The following is a 16,836-nucleotide window of genomic DNA, read 5'->3' on the forward strand; positions in this document are numbered from 1 at the left end:
GGTGAGCTGTTTTTATTTAATATTTTGAATAAGTTACTTGATTAATGATAAAGGAAAACAATGCGCAACTTGTCAAAACTATCGCTACAATATTCATAGCTCCGTTGTTCAGACTGTTTAAGGTAATTGAAGTTATAAATGTAAAGGCAAGCTGTGATGCACCGAAAAGAGCTGATGCTGTTCCAGATTCTGCTTTAAAGGGCTCTAAGGCAAGTGTGGTTGTTGTTGGGAATAACATTCCTAAGGGTAGTACAAAAAAGAACAGAGGAATCAGCTGAATGTAAATGGATACTTCTGTTTCAATAAGAATCCAAAGTGTGCAAGCTGAGATTACCTGAATTGAAGCAGCCAGCCGAATAATATTTTTAGGTAATAAAAACTTTCTCAAGATCGTTGAGGTAAGGAAAGCACCAATCATTATACCGCATGAATTAGCCATAAAAACAAAGCTAAACTGCGTGCTGGACAAACCGCCAACCTCCATTACTAATACAGGTACATTGGATATGTAAAGCATGAGACAGCTGTAAGCAACACTTCCTATTAAAGTATAAGTTATAAACGTTTTATTTTCAAAAAGGCGAAAATAATTTTTCAGAATAATATTAACTTTCAAGTTTTGCGATTTGTTCTTGTAGGTATCTTTTAAAAAGAAAAAAGTCATAAGGATACTTATTCCTGCAAAACAAGCCATTGCTGTAAAGACGTGCTGCCAGTCAAAGTATTTTAGAATTACATTACCGAACAATGGTGCAACAATAGGAGCAATTCCACCAACAAGTGCTAAGATGCTGAAAATTTTTAAGGTTTGGTCTTTGTCGTACCGTTTGTTCACAATAGCCCGGGCAATAACGATTCCGCCGCTACTTCCAAAAGCTTGTAAAAAGCGATAAATCCACATCCATTTGATATCTTGTACGTATACGCAGGCAAGAGAGGTAACAATAAAAATAAATAAAGATAGAAGAATAGGAATTCTGCTTCCGTATTTATCTGAAATTGGTCCCCAAAAAAGCTGACCTATCGCAAGTCCGCCTAAAAAGGTAGAGAGCGATATTTGTACCTTATTGATAGGAGTTTGCAAATCACCTGCAATCTTAGGAAAGGCAGGCAGATACATGTCAATAGATAAAGGGCCTAAAGCAGTTAAGCTAACTAAAGTCAGGATTAGAATCCAATCTTGTAAAGTAAGTTTACTCAAATTAAAGACAAATAGAAAAATCCCTGATTATAAATAGCAGGGATTTCAGATTTTACAATTTATTTTAATAATCAGGCTGAAATCGTTTCAGCTTCCTTATTTATTTTTTTAATTAATCCAACCAAAACTTTTCCGGGACCTACTTCTGTGAAAGAAGTTGCACCGTCTGCAATCATTTGCTGAACGGATTGTGTCCATCTGACAGGAGCTGTCAATTGTAAAATTAAATTCTTTTTAATTTCTTCCGGATTGCTGACTGCTTGGGCATTAACGTTTTGATAAACCGGGCAAATCGGCGTATTAAAAACAGTTGCTTCAATAGCGGCAGCCAATTCTTCGCGTGCGGGCTCCATCATCGGAGAGTGAAAAGCACCGCCTACAGGTAAAATAAGTGCTCGTTTTGCACCTGCTTCTTTTAAAGCTTCACAGGCTTTTTCTACTGCTTCTGTTTCTCCTGATATTACTAGTTGTCCCGGACAGTTATAATTTGCTGCAACAACGATTCCATCTATTTCTGAGCATATTTTTTCTACAGCATCATCTTCCATGCCTAAAACAGCAGCCATTGTAGAAGGAGTTATTTCACACGCTTTCTGCATTGCTGTAGCTCTTTGAGATACCAGTTTTAATGCATCTTCAAAAGCCAATGTTTGGTTAGCTACTAAGGCAGAAAATTCGCCTAAAGAATGTCCGGCAACCATTTGTGGATTAAAATCGGGAAGTGTTTTTGCAAGTATGACAGAGTGTAGAAAAACAGCTGGTTGTGTTACTTTTGTTTCTTTCAGTTGTTCTGCCGTCCCTTCAAACATAATATCTGTAATTCTGAAACCTAATATTTCGTTTGCTTTTTCAAACATTTCTTTGGCTAATTCAGAACTTTCGTATAAGTCTTTTCCCATCCCAGTAAATTGTGCTCCCTGTCCCGGAAAAACGTATGCTTTCATAAAATTGATTTTAATTTAATATAGGCAAAAATAAGGTATTTTTATTACTTAATGTCAAGACAATTAAAAAAGCCGCTTGAGTCTTTAAGATTAAGCGGCTTTACTAATTTATAAAACTTAAAATTACTGGATAATACCTAAACGGTTATCTTTAATTTTAGCATTTTCTTTTAGCATATCCAAAACTTTAGACTGGGCAGAATTACGTGCTGTGCTTTGTGCTTTTGTTTTGTACGTATTGTAATTTCCTAAATCCGGTGCTTGGCTGATGTTTTTAGTTTTAACCATATAAACTCCTTTTTGCCCGTCAATTAATTTAGAATTTTCATTTGCATTAGTGGCAAATGCAGTTCCTACTACCAACGGCTCATTGCCTATATTGGTAATTAAAGGACTTTGTCGTGTTACATCATTTGCAGAAGCGATAGAGGCATTAGATTTTGAAGAAACTTCTTCAATTGTATTACCTGCCATTTTTTCTCTGATAATTTTAGCTTTTTTCTCGTTCATCAAAATCGGTTCAACAATAGGTTTAGCTTCTTCTAAAGGTAATAAACCAGTATCGTTTTTAGATGTCAATTTAACAATGATATGTCCGTTTGTAACGTCAAAACGCTTCACTTCGCTGTCTTTTGTTTCTTTGTTGAATGCCCAGCTGATTACTTGTCTTTGGTTTCCGATAACCGGAAGATTTTCGTCAAAAGGACGAACGGTAACTTTGTCTTGTACCACAGCGTTTATTCTTTCCGCTTCGGCAATTAGATTTCCTTCGGCAGCTTTTAGTTCTAAAGAAGTAGCTGTTGTAAATATCTCATCAGCTGTACTGTCTGAGACTTCTATTTTTCTGGCAATTGTAGCAATTTGAGCTCCTTCTCTTTTATCTAAAACTTTGATTACGTGATATCCAAAAATTGTTTCTACGATTCCTGTTTTACCTACGGGGTTATCAAAGATAAAATCTTCGAAAGGCTGAACCATTTGTCCTTTAGGGATATCTTCATATTTACCGCCGTTGTTTTTAGAACCCGGATCTTCAGATTCCTGAGCAGCTAATGTTTCAAATTTAGATGCATCGGCTTGTACTTGTTTTAAGATATCATCTGCTTTTGCTTTTGCCTCGTCTTTTGTGCGGGTAACGGTTGTGTTTTGAGCTCCCTCGAATGGAATTAAAATGTGTGCAGCGTCAACTCTTTGTCCCGGTTTTTTGTCCAGCATTCTTGAAATACAGTAGTAATCGTTAAAAAGGTAAGGTCCAAAAACTTCTCCCGGCTGTAGGTTAAATAATTCCTCCTGATACTCCAAAGGAAGATCGCTTTTTGCATAGTATAAGCTGTCGAACTTAATATCTGAATTTGAATTTACAAAGGTTTGTACATCTTTAATTGTTTTAAATCCAGGAATAGTATCATTTTTATTGGTTTCTGTATTGTACTGAACAGAAGGTTGTAAAAACAATGCAACTGTTTCTTTTACGTCTTCTTTGTCTTTTTCAGAAGGAGTGCTTTCAACAAAAGCAAATTGCAATTCACGAGTAGGTTCAGATTTGAACTTGTTTTCGTGTTGCTTCATATAATTGATGATGGCAGAATCTTCAACAGCAGCTTCTGCGTCATTAATCGTAGAGTAAGGAACCGTTACGTAGTCGAAAGAAACTTTGCTGTTCTCATTTAAATAAGAGGCTTTGGCGTCCGCTTGAGTAGTATATATTCCACCTTGAATTAGGGAAAAATACATTTGTTGTAAACCGAATTTTTCCAGTTCTTTTTCATAATTCAACCAAGCATTCCATTGTTCTTGTCCTGCGCTTTTCATTGATAAAACAAACTCGTTGAACTTATTTACATCAAACTGACCTAATTGGTTTAAGAATTGAGGGTTATTAGCAAACATAGGGTTAGATTTAACCACGTTTACCAATTGATCTTTTCCTATTCTTAATCCCGATTTTTCAAATTCAGCAGCTAATAGAATACTGTTTACTTCATTGTCCCAAACCATTTTACTGGCTTGTGTATTGCTTAATCCATTCGATTTTTCAGCTTGAGCTACTTTGTGTAAAAATTCTTGTGTATTGATATCTTCGCCATTAATGCTTCCGATATTTCTGGAAGAACCAGCACCTCCGCTTCTTACTACATCTCCAATCACAAATGCCAATAAAGCGATACCAATCACTGCAATTAACAGTGCGGATTTTTGTCTAATTTTTGATAAAACTGCCATGTTTCTTATTATGTGTAATTTTTTTCAGTGAGCGAAAATACAATTATCTATTTAATAATAAAAGGGGTAGTGGTATTATTTTGAGTGGATTGATGACTTTTTTGCTTTTTCTAATAGAATGTCATTGTATTTTTTATATAAAATATAAATCAAATGAAAATCTAATTGGTTGATTATGTATTAAATTTAGATAGAAAGCCTAAAGATGAACTATTTTTACAAGTGGTATTAATTAAACTTTTTTAAAGATCTTTTTCTAAAGAAAAACATAAAAATTGCAACGGCTGCGATCACAAAACTCCACAAAAAATCATAACCTTCTTGGTTTTGAATAATTTTATTAACTCCATCATAGATAAATAACAGACCAATAAATAAGTAAAAATAAGGGAAAATTTTTAGTGCTTTCATGTTTTATTCGTTTTGGAGGCTTTCCGCATAACTGTTTTTTGCTTTAATAGTACTCAATTTACTGTCAAAATCTATGCGTATACCCTGTGTAAAATTGTCTTTGTCTGTGGATGCTTTATACTTTCCTTCCGTATAAAGCCATTCGTTTTTTTGATCGTAATACAGCTGATCAGATTCTAATTTTTTGCCGTCATGCATGGTAATCACTACATTGCCTTTTAAGTCTATGAGTTCTGTTTTGGTATAACTGATGGCGTAATCAGCAACAACTGTATTTTTATTGCGGTTATTGTCAAAAAATGTCAAATGTGCTCCTTCCGGAAATTCTGTAAATGGATAGGCAACATTAGAATAGTCAAGCATCTTTTTCCCGGTTAGAATGGCCTTGACTCTTCCCGAATCTATGTATTGCATACGGATTTCTTCGGCTTCGCTTGCCGGAAAAAACGATACGGTATGAAACCGTTGTATTTCTTTGAATTTGCTTTCACAAGAAGATATAAAGCTGCTTAACGCTAAAAGTGCCAAAGAGACAAACAGATATTTAAATATATTGTTTTGAATCATTTAAAATTAATGCTACTCAAATCTTCTTTTCTTAAACCAAAAATCGTTAAATGAAAGTCCGATTGTGATATTAAAATAGTTTTCTCTAACCAGGTTTTTACTGGTAGTACCTCTTTGTCCGTATTCTACCCCCAAATTTAAGTTGGTGAAATTTCTCCCTACCGGAAAGCCAAAACCTGCTGTAACGCCAAAATCGTTAATTGATTGATTGTTTAAAACTAAACCGGTATTTTCATATCTCAAACCAGCTCTGTAAACAATACGGTCAAAGTAGCTGGTAAAAGAATTGTATTTTGGAATGTAAAATCCCCCTACAGAAAAGCGTTTAGAGTCTTCAAAAGAAGAATATTGACTGCTATTCCAGGAGTTTTTCAATTTACTGTTTTCAGTATAGGTAAACTGGGCAGAAACAAACCATTTTAAGTTTTTACCTAACCCCGCACCTAACGAATAGACCTGAGGATTAGTGATTTTCTCGCTTGCATTAACGGTTTCTTTTCTGTCAATAATATAGCCGTTAGTGAGATTTACAACATCAAGTCTTGTTAGATTATCAGCAGTAAATTTAGTTTCAGGACTGTAAGTCAAGTTGGTTTGATAATCCAAGCCTTTTATTTGTCCTGCATACTGAACAGCCATTCTTAAACCAAAACCTTTATAATCGATACGGCGGATTTCGTTGGTAGAAGTTAACAAACTGACACCGCTTCCGTTATCAATCATCTGAACAGCTGTCGTATTATCGGTATGCCCAAAGTAATAAGAGGCGTCTATACCAATTTGTAATCGAGAGTTTATTTCATACCCGATACCTAAAAAGGTTTTGTTGATGCCGCCGCTACCGTTAAATGTATTTGCAAATAATTGATTTGATTCGTTGGAAGTCGTGGTATTTGTTTTATAGCCGATATTAGAATAAGGCTGAAGTCCGAAAACTACTCCTACCTTATCAGCAATTGGAAAACCTAAAGTTAAGTAGTCCAGGGATTGTCTTTGAGATTTATCAGATTCTCCACCTGATGTAAAATCATAATATTTAGCCGTTGCTCCTAAGGCAAAGGTTGTCAATTTTAGTTTTCCAAAAGAAGCGGGGTTTTGTAGATTGATGTGGATACTGTCTGTATAAACACTTGTTCCTGCCATTGCTCTGTACTCGTTGGTACCATTATTATTGATATCGCCAATTCCATAAAAAGAATAAGGGGAGGCTGTACCCTGCTGAGCAAAAGCACTTACTCCGAATAGCAAACTTATGCTAAGGAAGATTTTATTTATCATTTTCAATTGTATATTGATATAAAGCATTCAGACTTTCTATAAGAAAGTTTGAATTAGCAAAGATTATATTTTTTAATCGCTTTGCCAAAAAAACTGTATCACCACCTGTTAAAATAACTGTTAAATTGGAATGTATACCTTTGTATTGGTGAATTATATTATCTATTTCGGCTGTAACTCCATTGATAACTCCCGAATGGATAGAAGCAGAGGTGCTGTTTCCTGTTAAGAAGTTAATAGGCTCGGGAGAAAGAAGAGGTAAATTCACCGTATAATCATTGAGCGATTTATACCGAAGCTGTATCCCGGGCGATATGCTTCCTCCTAAGTATTCATTTTTGTCATTAATAAAATCATAAGTAATGCACGTTCCGGCATCTATAACTAACCGATTACTGCTCGGATAGGATAAAACTGCTCCTGCAGCCAAAACAATCCGGTCAATGCCTAAGGTAGTCGGAGTTGCGTATAAATTCTTAAAAGGGAGGGCAGACTGGTGAGAAACGATATATAGAAACGTGTTTTCACTTAACCAGAAAAGGGTTTCTTGATCTAATTTTCCAACTGAAGAAAGGATAACAGTTATTTTGGAAATAGCTTTTTTTGAGAATTTTTGAATTTTTTGTAATAAATCGCCATTTTCAATTACAGATAAGTCTTTGAGGCTATTGTTTTCAAACCAAGCTATTTTAGTTCGGGTGTTACCTATATCAATGGCTAAAATCATAATTGTGTTTTATTGGTTATGCAAATTTAGAAAGAAAAAGTTTTGCAAGAATGAAAATGTATTTTATATTTGCAACCGCTTAAGAGAATAACATTCTTAAGATGCTAAAAGGCTATTGGTGCCTTAGCTCAGTTGGTAGAGCAAAGGACTGAAAATCCTTGTGTCCCTGGTTCGATTCCTGGAGGCACCACAAATTACTTTTAGCAAACATGCTTAAGGCAAAAGGTGCCTTAGCTCAGTTGGTAGAGCAAAGGACTGAAAATCCTTGTGTCCCTGGTTCGATTCCTGGAGGCACCACTTTTTTCAAATTAAGCGTATAACTGGTGCCTTAGCTCAGTTGGTAGAGCAAAGGACTGAAAATCCTTGTGTCCCTGGTTCGATTCCTGGAGGCACCACTAAAACCCTTCCAAAAATTTTGGAGGGGTTTTGTTTGTAATAGCTATAATACAAAGCTCTAAAATATTATTATTGATGTCAAATTAGTATTTTTGATTAAAATCAAAACCTTAATGAATAAAATTTTATCTGTATGTATTAATTGCTGGGTAGATTGGACAGGTACTAAGCAAAATCTCAAGGATGTACCTTGGCTGGTTGGACCTTACGGCAAAAAAGAATATATAGGCGGTGGCTTTTATAAAGAATTTGCAGAGGAAGCAGGGTTGGAAGTAAACGATGATTACGGAGGAGGTTTGGTGTCTGATTTTTTTGAAGCATTAGAGTGTAATGATATCAATAGGGGTAAACTGGATGCGGCAATTAAACATTTTTATGAACATACAGCAGAGTATAAGCTAGATGTATGGTCAGAATGGTATCATCCTGTAAAATACTTTGCTCATATACTAATCAAAACAGTAAGTTCAGGAATAGATCAGTTAAATATTCCGCTTAAACCTTTAGAAACTAGTAGAGGGATTAGTAACGAAGTTATTGTTTTGAAAGACGCAAAACAAAAACAAATATTTGCTTGTTGGCTGAGAAGAGCTATTTTAACCAATAAAGTAACTTATGCAGGTTTTTATTCTATAATTAAGATTAATGAAAAGCCTTTTATCCGGGTAGTTTTTCCATTGCCGAAAGGAAGTGCTACGGTTTTATTAAGAGTATCTGTACAGAGTGATGGCTCGGTTAAGTTAATTTCTGATGGTAAAAAACCAGGCGGAGCAGGATATTATAGAGTAAAAGTTATTAATGAGCAGGTTATTCGCTATAAATTTATACCTTTAAAAGAAGTGATTCATGTTTATAGCGATAGTGAAAAGGTATTGCGGACAGATCATATTTTTTGGTATTGGGGTATGAAATTTTTACAATTGCATTACAAGATTAACCCTATTAAAGAATAAAAAATCCGAGATGTTTTACACCTCAGATTTCTTTAAATATTTTTGTTTTTATAAAATTGAACTATTTCTTTTAACTGTTCGATAGTTTCTTTTAATTCTTTAATTCTTTCTTCGTATTGTTGTATCAATTTGTCTGGTAGCTGAAAAATAATGTCTCCTTTTACATATCCTATAGATTTATTATCAAATTCTTCGTTATAGACAACAACGTTATTTTTATTATCAAATAGTTCTGAAACTTCTATTTCAAAAATTTCACAAAGCTTTTGCAGTATATTAAAATCCGGTGTTGTTTTTCCGGATTCAAGATTAGATAAGGTGGCTTGCGATATATTTAAGCAATCTGCTAAATATTCTTGAGAAAATCCTCTTTTGTTTCTCAATTTTCTAATTTTTGAAGCTATCATCATTATGAATTTGTTGATAAAGTTATTAAAATATAAATAACTAATTCTTTAAAATGTTTTTAATTTTGCTAATAGATAACAAAAGCGAAAATAGTCAAAAAATATTAAAATAGGAAGATAAACTTAGGTAAGTAAGACTTTTGTTAATAACTCAAAAGTTATTTTGTTTATTTCAAGATAAATACTGAAAAAATATAAAGATCGACCCAATCTTTTACTGTAAGATGTAAAACTAACAGTACACAGCAAAGGTACCTCCCACAGGTACCTTTTTCTTTACTTAGTAGTTAAGCTGTTTTTATAGGTGAAATGCTTGTATGAAATTAAAATACACCCGATAGGTGCTGATTTGATTTCGTTTATTTTGTCAGGTGAATTATGAAAAAAATAAGATGAGAATCTGAATGAGTTTACCATTCATTGATTTTATTGGCATCGAGTTTTAAAAAGATAAATAACAATACTGTAAATGCTATTAAGCTGGATCCTCCGTAAGAAAAAAAGGGAAGAGGAACGCCAATGGTCGGAAAAAGACCAATAAGCATAGTAATGTTAAAGGCAAAATGGATAAATAAAAAGCAAACTACACAATATCCGTATACTCTGTTAAATCTTTTTTTCTGATGTTCGGCAAGGTAAATCAGTCTAAAAAAAAGACAGACAAATAGAATAATAACAACGGAAGCTCCGACAAAGCCCCATTCTTCACCTACCGTAGTAAATATATAATCAGTGTGCTGTTCGGGTACAAAACCTCCTTTGGTTTGCGTGCCTTTAAGAAAGCCGGTGCCAGTCCAGTTGCCAGAACCAATTGCAATCTTAGACTGATTCAAATTGTATCCTTCTGCCTGTAAGTTGATATCCTCTCCCAATAGAACATTGATACGGTCTTTTTGGTGCGATTCTAAAAGGTTGTCATACACGTAATCAACAGATAATGCAAAACTACTCATTAAAACAGTCAAAATAAGATAGATAAACGGATTGCGATTTAATTTTTTGTTGAAATAAAAATGCAGTCCGCTGATAAGAATTATAGATGCAATAATGACTATGGGCTTGACTATTAAGGCAGAAATAAACAAAATAATAGTGATTAAACCTACCCATAAATACCATGCAGGCAATCCTTCCCGATACAAAACGAAAATAAGAGACACAAAAAGCATGGCACTTCCGGTATCGTGTTTTAAAATAAAGAGAGTAGGGATGCCAATAATAATAAAGGCTGTAATTTGTTCTTTTAATGTTGATAACTGCCCTTGTGTATCGGATATATATTTTGCTAAGAGCAAAGCAGTTGTTGTTTTTACAAACTCTGAAGGCTGTATTCCAAAACCGCCTATCTGATACCAATTGGTCTGTCCTTTAACGGATTTTCCAAAAATGAATAAGCCTAAGATAGAAAGTAAACCAATAACATAAAAAATAGAAGCATATTTTTCGTAAAACTTTGTATCTATGGCTAAAATAAGTATAATAACAGGAATACATATAATAATAAAAACAAGCTGTCGACCGTAAATCTGATTCAAGTCAAATATTGAGGTAGTTTCTGCCGGAAGAGAAGCTGAATAAATATTTAGCCATCCCGCAAAAACGAGTAAAACATATAACAATATGCTGATCCAGTCAACATTTCTTTGTACGCTTGCATTTTTCATTATTCTACGGGTTTTTCATAGATTTGCTGTAGCTGAACTACTTTGTCGTATTCGTTTTGAAGACTTCCTTCCAGCATTCTCTTTTCTAAATCAGGTCTTACGATTTCAGGCAGAAGATATTTTTGAATCATCAAGCTAGTAATAGGTGCTGCCCATCGTGATCCCCATGAACCATTTTCAATAAAAACAGCAATGGCAATCTGCGGATCCTCTTTTGGAGCAAAAGCAACAAAGACAGAGTGATCAGCTAATTGATATCTTTTTCCATTAATACGAGTAAAGTTTTCAACTGTTCCGGTTTTTCCACACATTTCCAATTCCTCAACCTGTACAGATCTACCAGTACCAAATTTAAAAACATCGTTCATTCCCTGTATAATAGGTTCAAAATATTTTGGTTCAATTGTCGTCGTCTGTTTGGTGACAAACTTTTTGTCTATATCGTGATTTTCTATGTTCTTAATAATATGAGGTGTATAGTAATAGCCTCGGTTAGCAACCGCTGCCATTATGTTGGCCAGTTGCATAGGGGTCACTATAACTTCACCTTGTCCAATAGCATTGGATATAGTTGTGGTGCTTTTCCATCTCTTATTGGGATACCAGCGGTTATAGTATTCAGAATCGGGAATATGTCCTTTTCTGCCTTCAGGCAAATCATATCCTAAAAACTGCCCTAGTCCGAAACTAGCTAAATGGTCGTGCCATTTATCGATTCCTTCTGAAGGTGTTTTGTATTTTTCTATTATTCGCCGATAGGTTTGCGAGGGATAGGTGTTGCAAGAAATAGCTAACGCATGTTTTAATTTGAAAGTGCCACTGTCATGACATCCCATCCATGCTCCTTGTCCATAAAAGAAGCCCCTGTTACACGAAAAGGTTGTATGTTCGTTTATAACGCCTTCTTGTAATCCGATGAGTGCTGTCAGAATTTTAAAAGGAGATCCTGGTGAATATTCGCCTGATAACACACGATTGTATAGAGGCTTGGCAAGTGAGTCGTTGTATAGTTTTGTGTAATTTTTTGATCGCTCTCTGCCAACTAACAGCCCCGGATCATAAGATGGGGCATTAATCAGCGCTAGAATTTCGCCGGTTTTAGGTTCAATAGCAACAATTCCACCTCTTTTATTTTGCATGAGGAGCTCTCCATATGCCTGTAGCTCACTGTCAATAGTTAAGGTAATATCACTTCCTTTAACAGCTAAGGTGTCATAAATCCCATCTTTAAAAGAACCGATTTCGCGATTGAATCGGTCTCTTTGAATATATTTTACGCCTTTGGATCCTCTTAAAACATCTTCATATTGCTGTTCAATCCCTTGTACGCCGATTAAATCACCGGAGCGATAATACGGATTGTTTTTTATATTTTGCTCGTTAACCTGACGGATATAGCCAAAAAGATTAGCTCCTGCGGTAACCTGATAATCTCTCAGAGAACGCTTTTGAATATAGAAGCCATTAAAATGGCGGATTTTTTCCTGAAAAGCAGCGTATTCGGCTTTATTTAGCTGAGGTAAAAATATAGAGGGAAGTCGCGGACTGTATTTTTTTGCTTTTTCCAACTTTGTATTAAAATCTTCCAACGAAACATCCAGCATATTGCACAGCGCAAGGGTATCTATATCTTTTACTTCTCTTGGAATAACCATAATATCGTAAGAAGGCTGGTTGGCAATTAATAATTTGCCATTTCGATCAAAAACATAACCTCTTTCGGGATATTCATAAACTATTTTAAGAGCATTATTTTCTGATTTTTTAATATAGGTGTCATCTATAATCTGAAGATAAAAAAGTCTAACCAAGATAATTATGGTAACTCCGATAATTACGGCTGGTAATAGAATCTTTTTCATTTTTTAGCTGGTTTAATCAGATAAATAATTAGTATGCAGGTTAAGAGGGTAGCAATTGTTGTCAGCAAAGTTCGCAAAAGTATCTCCCAAATAAAATTAAATCTGAAAAATTCTAAGATAAAGAGAACCACGTGATGTATAATAACCGATAAAGCAAGATAGGTAAATACTTCCATAGATTTAAAAACATCACTGGTAACTTTTCTGAGAATATTTAAATTGTGATACTGATAACTGATTCCAAATGAAAATTTTAAAATAGAAGGACGCACAAAAGCCAGTGAAAGTGAAGCTGCCGCATGTATTCCTCCTGAATTTTCAAACATATCTACAGATAATCCTAATAAAAAACCGGCAACTAAAAGCAAAGCTCTGTTTCCGTTGGTAGGATAAAGGATAATAAATAAGATATACGGAAAAGGATTGATAAAAGAGAATAAGTCAATATTGTTAAATATCAAAACCTGTGCAGCCCATAGGGCGATAAAGCGAGCGATATTTGAAAAAGCAGTACTATTCATTATGAGTTTTCTCTTCTAAATCAAGGATTTCTTCAATGTAGTTGTTTTTGAGTACGTACACATAGCCCAGATTAGTCATATCGTTAAATAAACGCACTTCAATCGTAAAATAGTTAGAGCTTTCGGTTGTAAATGCTTTTTCTATTATGCCGATGGGAATATCTTCGGGAAATATTTTAGAAATTCCTCCCGTTACTATAGTATCTCCTTTATGAAGATCCGCCAGTCGGGGTACATCCGTAAGCTGTACATATCCTGTGTTTTCTCCGTTCCATTGCAGGGTGCCAAAATGGTTGGAGCCTTTAATTTTTGCATTAATTCTCGATTCTACGTTTAAAATGCTTTGTACAGTAGCATAATTTTTAGAGGTCTTTTCGATAATTCCAATGATACCCTTACTGTTGATAACCCCCATATCGCTTTCTATTCCCTGTTTTTCTCCTCCTTTAATCGTCAGGTAGTTTTCTTTGGTTTTAAATGTATTTCGAATAATTTTGGCTACGATTACTGAAAATACCTCTTCGTCAACTGTCGGTTTGAAGCGATTCATTTCAAGTGAATCCTGCGCAGTTAGCTGATTGAAAACAACTTCTTTTAACTCCGCATTTTCAAGAGCCAAGGCATCGTTCTCTGGTTTGAGGTGTATATACTCCTTTATGGAGTTTACATTTTCATATACATAGCCTGTCACACCATTTGCCGAACTGATAAAAGAACTTTGATGAAAAGTATGCGTTCTGAGTATTAAGGCAAACGATATGATTAAAAGCAGCAAAAACAGTAGCTTTGTACTGTTTTTTATAAAAAAATTAAATATTTGCTGCATATGTTATTTTTCTATTTAATCAATACGCTTTTGTATTTATCAATATTTTTAATGGCAAGACCGGTACCGCGTACTACTGCTCTTAGCGGATCTTCGGCAATATAAACGGGAAGGTCTGTTTTTTGTGAAATTCTTCTGTCTAAACCTCTCAGCATTGATCCTCCTCCGGCAAGATAAATTCCCGTATTGTAAATATCTGCTGCTAATTCAGGAGGTGTTTGTGAAAGCGTTTCCATAACCGCATCTTCAATGCGCTGAATAGATTTGTCTAAGGCTTTGGCTATTTCGCGATATGAAACCGTAACCTGTTTAGGTTTTCCGGTTAGTAAATCTCTACCCTGTACGAGCATGTCGTCCGGGGCGGTTTCTAAATCTTCGGTCGCAGCTCCGATTTGGATTTTTATTTTTTCGGCTGTGCTTTCTCCCACAAACAAGTTGTGTTGTGTGCGCATGTAGTAGATAATATCGTTTGTAAATACATCTCCGGCAATTTTTACCGATTTGTCACAAACAATACCTCCCAACGCAATTACAGCAATTTCAGTAGTACCTCCGCCTATGTCTACAATCATATTTCCCTTAGGCTGCATAATATCAACTCCGATACCGATGGCTGCCGACATGGGCTCGTGTATTAGATAAACCTCTTTACCATTCACTCGCTCACAAGATTCTTTTACGGCGCGCATTTCTACTTCTGTAATTCCTGAAGGAATACAGACAACCATACGCAATGCCGGGGTAAACATTTTTTTTCTCAGCGCGGGAATGCTCTTGATAAAGAGGCTTATCATTTTTTCTGATGCGTCAAAATCTGCTATAACCCCATCTTTTAAAGGACGGATGGTTTTGATATTTCCGTGCGTTTTCCCTTGCATTAAGCTCGCTTCTTTTCCTACGGCAATAATTTTCCCGGTTGATCTGTCGCGAGCAACAATAGAAGGATTGTCCACAACGACTTTTCCATCGTGAATAATCAGGGTATTTGCGGTTCCAAGGTCGATTGCAATATCCTCGGTCATAAAATCAAAAAATCCCATACAATTAAAAGGCTTTTAGAGTTAAAGTTTTTGCGTTTACAAAAGTAATAAATTAATGTTTAAAATGACGCGTTCCGGTAAATACCATTGCTATATTGTTTTGATTGCAATAGTCAATACTCAACTCATCTTTTATAGATCCGCCCGGCTGAATAACAGCTTTGATTCCTGCTTTTCCTGCGATCTCAACACAATCTGGAAACGGAAAAAAAGCATCGCTTGCCATAACCGCGCCTTTTAAATCAAAGTCAAATGAATTTGCTTTTTCAATGGCTTGACGAAGAGCATCAACTCTTGAGGTCTGACCTGTACCTGAAGCACAAAGCTGTCCGTCTTTTACCAAAACGATGGTGTTGGATTTGGTGTGCTTGCATATTTTGGATGCAAAAAGCAAATCTTCAACTTCTTGTTCGGACGGAGACAGAGTAGTAACGGTTTTTAGCTGCTCTTTATTATCCGTTACAAAATCTTTATCTTGTACCAATACTCCGTTTAAACAAGTACGTATTTGTTTTACAGGGAGTTCAATGTCTTTTAAAACTAAAATAATTTTGTTTTTCTTTTCTTTTAAAATTGCAATAGCACTTTCATCATATGCAGGGGCAATAACCACTTCGCAAAATAAACTGTTGATCTCTGTTGCTGTTTCAGCATCAATCTTTCCATTTGCAATTAAAACACCGCCAAAAGCAGACGTAGGATCACCGGCAAGAGCATCTAAATAAGCTTGTTTTATCGTCGGTCTTTGTGCTACTCCACAAGCGTTATTGTGTTTTAAGATAGCAAAAGTAGGTGCTTGATTTTTAAACTCGTTCATTAAGTTTACTGCTGCATCTACGTCTAAAAGGTTATTGTATGAAAGTTCTTTTCCGTTTAGTTTTTCAAATAAATCGTCAAAATTGCCAAAAAAATGTCCCTTTTGATGAGGATTTTCTCCGTATCTTAATTCTGTCCCTTGTTCGTAGCTTACTTTTAATGTAGTTTCTTCTGTATTAAAGTAATTGAAAATAGCGCTGTCATAATGAGAAGAAACGTGAAAAGCTTTGGTGGCAAGTAAACGTCTTTCCTCTAAAGTAGTAGCTCCCTGGTTATTTTGGATAAACTGTAAAAACAAGCTATATTCATTTACAGACGGAACAATTACGGTATCTTTAAAGTTTTTGGCAGCTGCACGGATTAATGAAATCCCGCCAATATCTATTTTTTCTATAATATCTGCTTCATTTGCACCGGAAGCAACTGTTTTTTCAAATGGATACAAGTCAACAATAACCAAATCAATCTGCGGAATATTGTATTCACTCATTTGCGAAACGTCTCCTTCGTGATCTTGCCTGTTCAATATTCCTCCAAAAATTTTTGGATGCAGTGTTTTTACACGTCCCCCTAAAATAGATGGATAAGATGTAATGTCTTCTACTGCAACTACAGGAATATCTAAATCTTTAATAAAAGTTTCAGTTCCTCCCGTAGAGTAGATGGTAACATTGTTTTTATGTAACTCACGTACAATAGGTTCTAATCCGTTTTTGTCAAAGACAGAAATTAACGCCGATTGAATTTTTTTAGTTGTGCTCATTGTATTTTTTATTAAGGAACAAAAATAGTTATTGTATAGTTATTTATAAAGTATAAAGCACAAGATTTTGTTTTTATTTGTGAAGCTCTCAATAAGGCGCATAAACACGAATAAAAAAGTAAATAACAATTTTACTATAAATACCCGTGGTGCATTTAGGTAATATTAATTTTTAAGTTGTTTATATTTCTATTAGCACTTCCGTTTATTGTTTGAATAATAGTAAGAGTTACTATT

At 34.9% G+C, this 16,836-nt stretch carries 15 protein-coding genes and 3 tRNA genes; 4 read left to right on the forward strand and 14 right to left on the reverse strand.

What is annotated here, in order from left to right:
• Nucleotides 1-16 precede the first annotated feature (16 nt).
• From C8P70_RS09295 to C8P70_RS09325, 7 genes are all read right to left on the reverse strand, one after another.
• Nucleotides 17-1,201: a multidrug effflux MFS transporter gene (locus C8P70_RS09295; protein ID WP_133713060.1), complete on the reverse strand. Its 1,185-nt coding sequence runs from the start codon at nucleotides 1,199-1,201 to the stop codon at nucleotides 17-19.
• Nucleotides 1,202-1,272: 71 nt separating this feature from the next.
• Complete coding sequence (fabD, locus tag C8P70_RS09300) at nucleotides 1,273-2,145, reverse strand: ACP S-malonyltransferase (protein WP_133713061.1); 873 nt, start codon at nucleotides 2,143-2,145, stop codon at nucleotides 1,273-1,275.
• 123 nt (nucleotides 2,146-2,268) lie between these two features.
• The gene (locus C8P70_RS09305; RefSeq protein ID WP_133713062.1) at nucleotides 2,269-4,368 is read right to left on the reverse strand and encodes a peptidylprolyl isomerase; all 2,100 of its coding nucleotides are present in this window, start codon (nucleotides 4,366-4,368) and stop codon (nucleotides 2,269-2,271) included.
• A 228-nt stretch (nucleotides 4,369-4,596) separates the two neighbouring features.
• A complete protein-coding gene (locus C8P70_RS09310; protein WP_133713063.1) occupies nucleotides 4,597-4,779 on the reverse strand; it encodes a hypothetical protein in 183 nt (60 codons plus the stop codon).
• Nucleotides 4,780-4,782: 3 nt separating this feature from the next.
• Entirely contained in the window at nucleotides 4,783-5,346 is a 564-nt protein-coding gene (gene lptC / locus C8P70_RS09315) for an LPS export ABC transporter periplasmic protein LptC (RefSeq protein ID WP_133713064.1), read from the reverse strand.
• A 12-nt stretch (nucleotides 5,347-5,358) separates the two neighbouring features.
• A complete protein-coding gene (locus C8P70_RS09320; protein ID WP_133713065.1) occupies nucleotides 5,359-6,624 on the reverse strand; it encodes a hypothetical protein in 1,266 nt (421 codons plus the stop codon).
• The gene (locus tag C8P70_RS09325; protein ID WP_133713066.1) at nucleotides 6,614-7,351 is read right to left on the reverse strand and encodes a type III pantothenate kinase; all 738 of its coding nucleotides are present in this window, start codon (nucleotides 7,349-7,351) and stop codon (nucleotides 6,614-6,616) included. The genes C8P70_RS09320 and C8P70_RS09325 overlap by 11 nt, the downstream gene beginning before the upstream one ends.
• 117 nt (nucleotides 7,352-7,468) lie before the next feature.
• Between C8P70_RS09325 and C8P70_RS09330 the strand changes: the two genes are divergently transcribed.
• From C8P70_RS09330 to C8P70_RS09345, 4 genes are all read left to right on the forward strand, one after another.
• Nucleotides 7,469-7,541 (forward strand) — tRNA-Phe (locus tag C8P70_RS09330).
• 34 nt (nucleotides 7,542-7,575) lie between these two features.
• Nucleotides 7,576-7,648 (forward strand) — tRNA-Phe (locus tag C8P70_RS09335).
• Between the two features lie 25 nt (nucleotides 7,649-7,673).
• Nucleotides 7,674-7,746: transfer RNA gene (locus tag C8P70_RS09340), tRNA-Phe, on the forward strand.
• A 114-nt stretch (nucleotides 7,747-7,860) separates the two neighbouring features.
• A complete protein-coding gene (locus C8P70_RS09345; RefSeq protein WP_133713067.1) occupies nucleotides 7,861-8,700 on the forward strand; it encodes a hypothetical protein in 840 nt (279 codons plus the stop codon).
• 32 nt (nucleotides 8,701-8,732) lie between these two features.
• Here the strand turns inward: C8P70_RS09345 and C8P70_RS09350 are convergent, their stop codons facing one another.
• The 7 genes from C8P70_RS09350 to purH all read right to left on the reverse strand — a co-directional run bounded on the left by C8P70_RS09350 (nucleotide 8,733) and on the right by purH (nucleotide 16,599).
• Nucleotides 8,733-9,110 (reverse strand): helix-turn-helix domain-containing protein, encoded by a 378-nt coding sequence (locus tag C8P70_RS09350; RefSeq protein WP_133713068.1) that lies wholly within the window; start codon nucleotides 9,108-9,110, stop codon nucleotides 8,733-8,735.
• 407 nt (nucleotides 9,111-9,517) lie between these two features.
• Nucleotides 9,518-10,771 (reverse strand): rod shape-determining protein RodA, encoded by a 1,254-nt coding sequence (rodA, locus tag C8P70_RS09355; protein WP_133713069.1) that lies wholly within the window; start codon nucleotides 10,769-10,771, stop codon nucleotides 9,518-9,520.
• Entirely contained in the window at nucleotides 10,771-12,633 is a 1,863-nt protein-coding gene (mrdA, locus tag C8P70_RS09360) for a penicillin-binding protein 2 (RefSeq protein ID WP_133713070.1), read from the reverse strand. Before mrdA ends, rodA begins: the two co-directional genes overlap by 1 nt.
• Entirely contained in the window at nucleotides 12,630-13,154 is a 525-nt protein-coding gene (locus C8P70_RS09365) for a rod shape-determining protein MreD (protein WP_133713071.1), read from the reverse strand. Before C8P70_RS09365 ends, mrdA begins: the two co-directional genes overlap by 4 nt.
• Nucleotides 13,147-13,980 (reverse strand): rod shape-determining protein MreC, encoded by an 834-nt coding sequence (gene mreC / locus C8P70_RS09370; protein ID WP_133713072.1) that lies wholly within the window; start codon nucleotides 13,978-13,980, stop codon nucleotides 13,147-13,149. The genes C8P70_RS09365 and mreC overlap by 8 nt, the downstream gene beginning before the upstream one ends.
• Nucleotides 13,981-13,991: 11 nt before the next feature.
• Nucleotides 13,992-15,020: a rod shape-determining protein gene (locus C8P70_RS09375; protein WP_133713073.1), complete on the reverse strand. Its 1,029-nt coding sequence runs from the start codon at nucleotides 15,018-15,020 to the stop codon at nucleotides 13,992-13,994.
• A 52-nt stretch (nucleotides 15,021-15,072) separates the two neighbouring features.
• Entirely contained in the window at nucleotides 15,073-16,599 is a 1,527-nt protein-coding gene (gene purH, locus C8P70_RS09380) for a bifunctional phosphoribosylaminoimidazolecarboxamide formyltransferase/IMP cyclohydrolase (protein ID WP_133713074.1), read from the reverse strand.
• Nucleotides 16,600-16,836 lie beyond the last annotated feature (237 nt).

Origin of the sequence: Myroides indicus, assembly GCF_004364575.1 — a bacterium.
GTDB classification, from domain to species: Bacteria; Bacteroidota; Bacteroidia; order Flavobacteriales; family Flavobacteriaceae; genus Flavobacterium; species Flavobacterium indicum_A.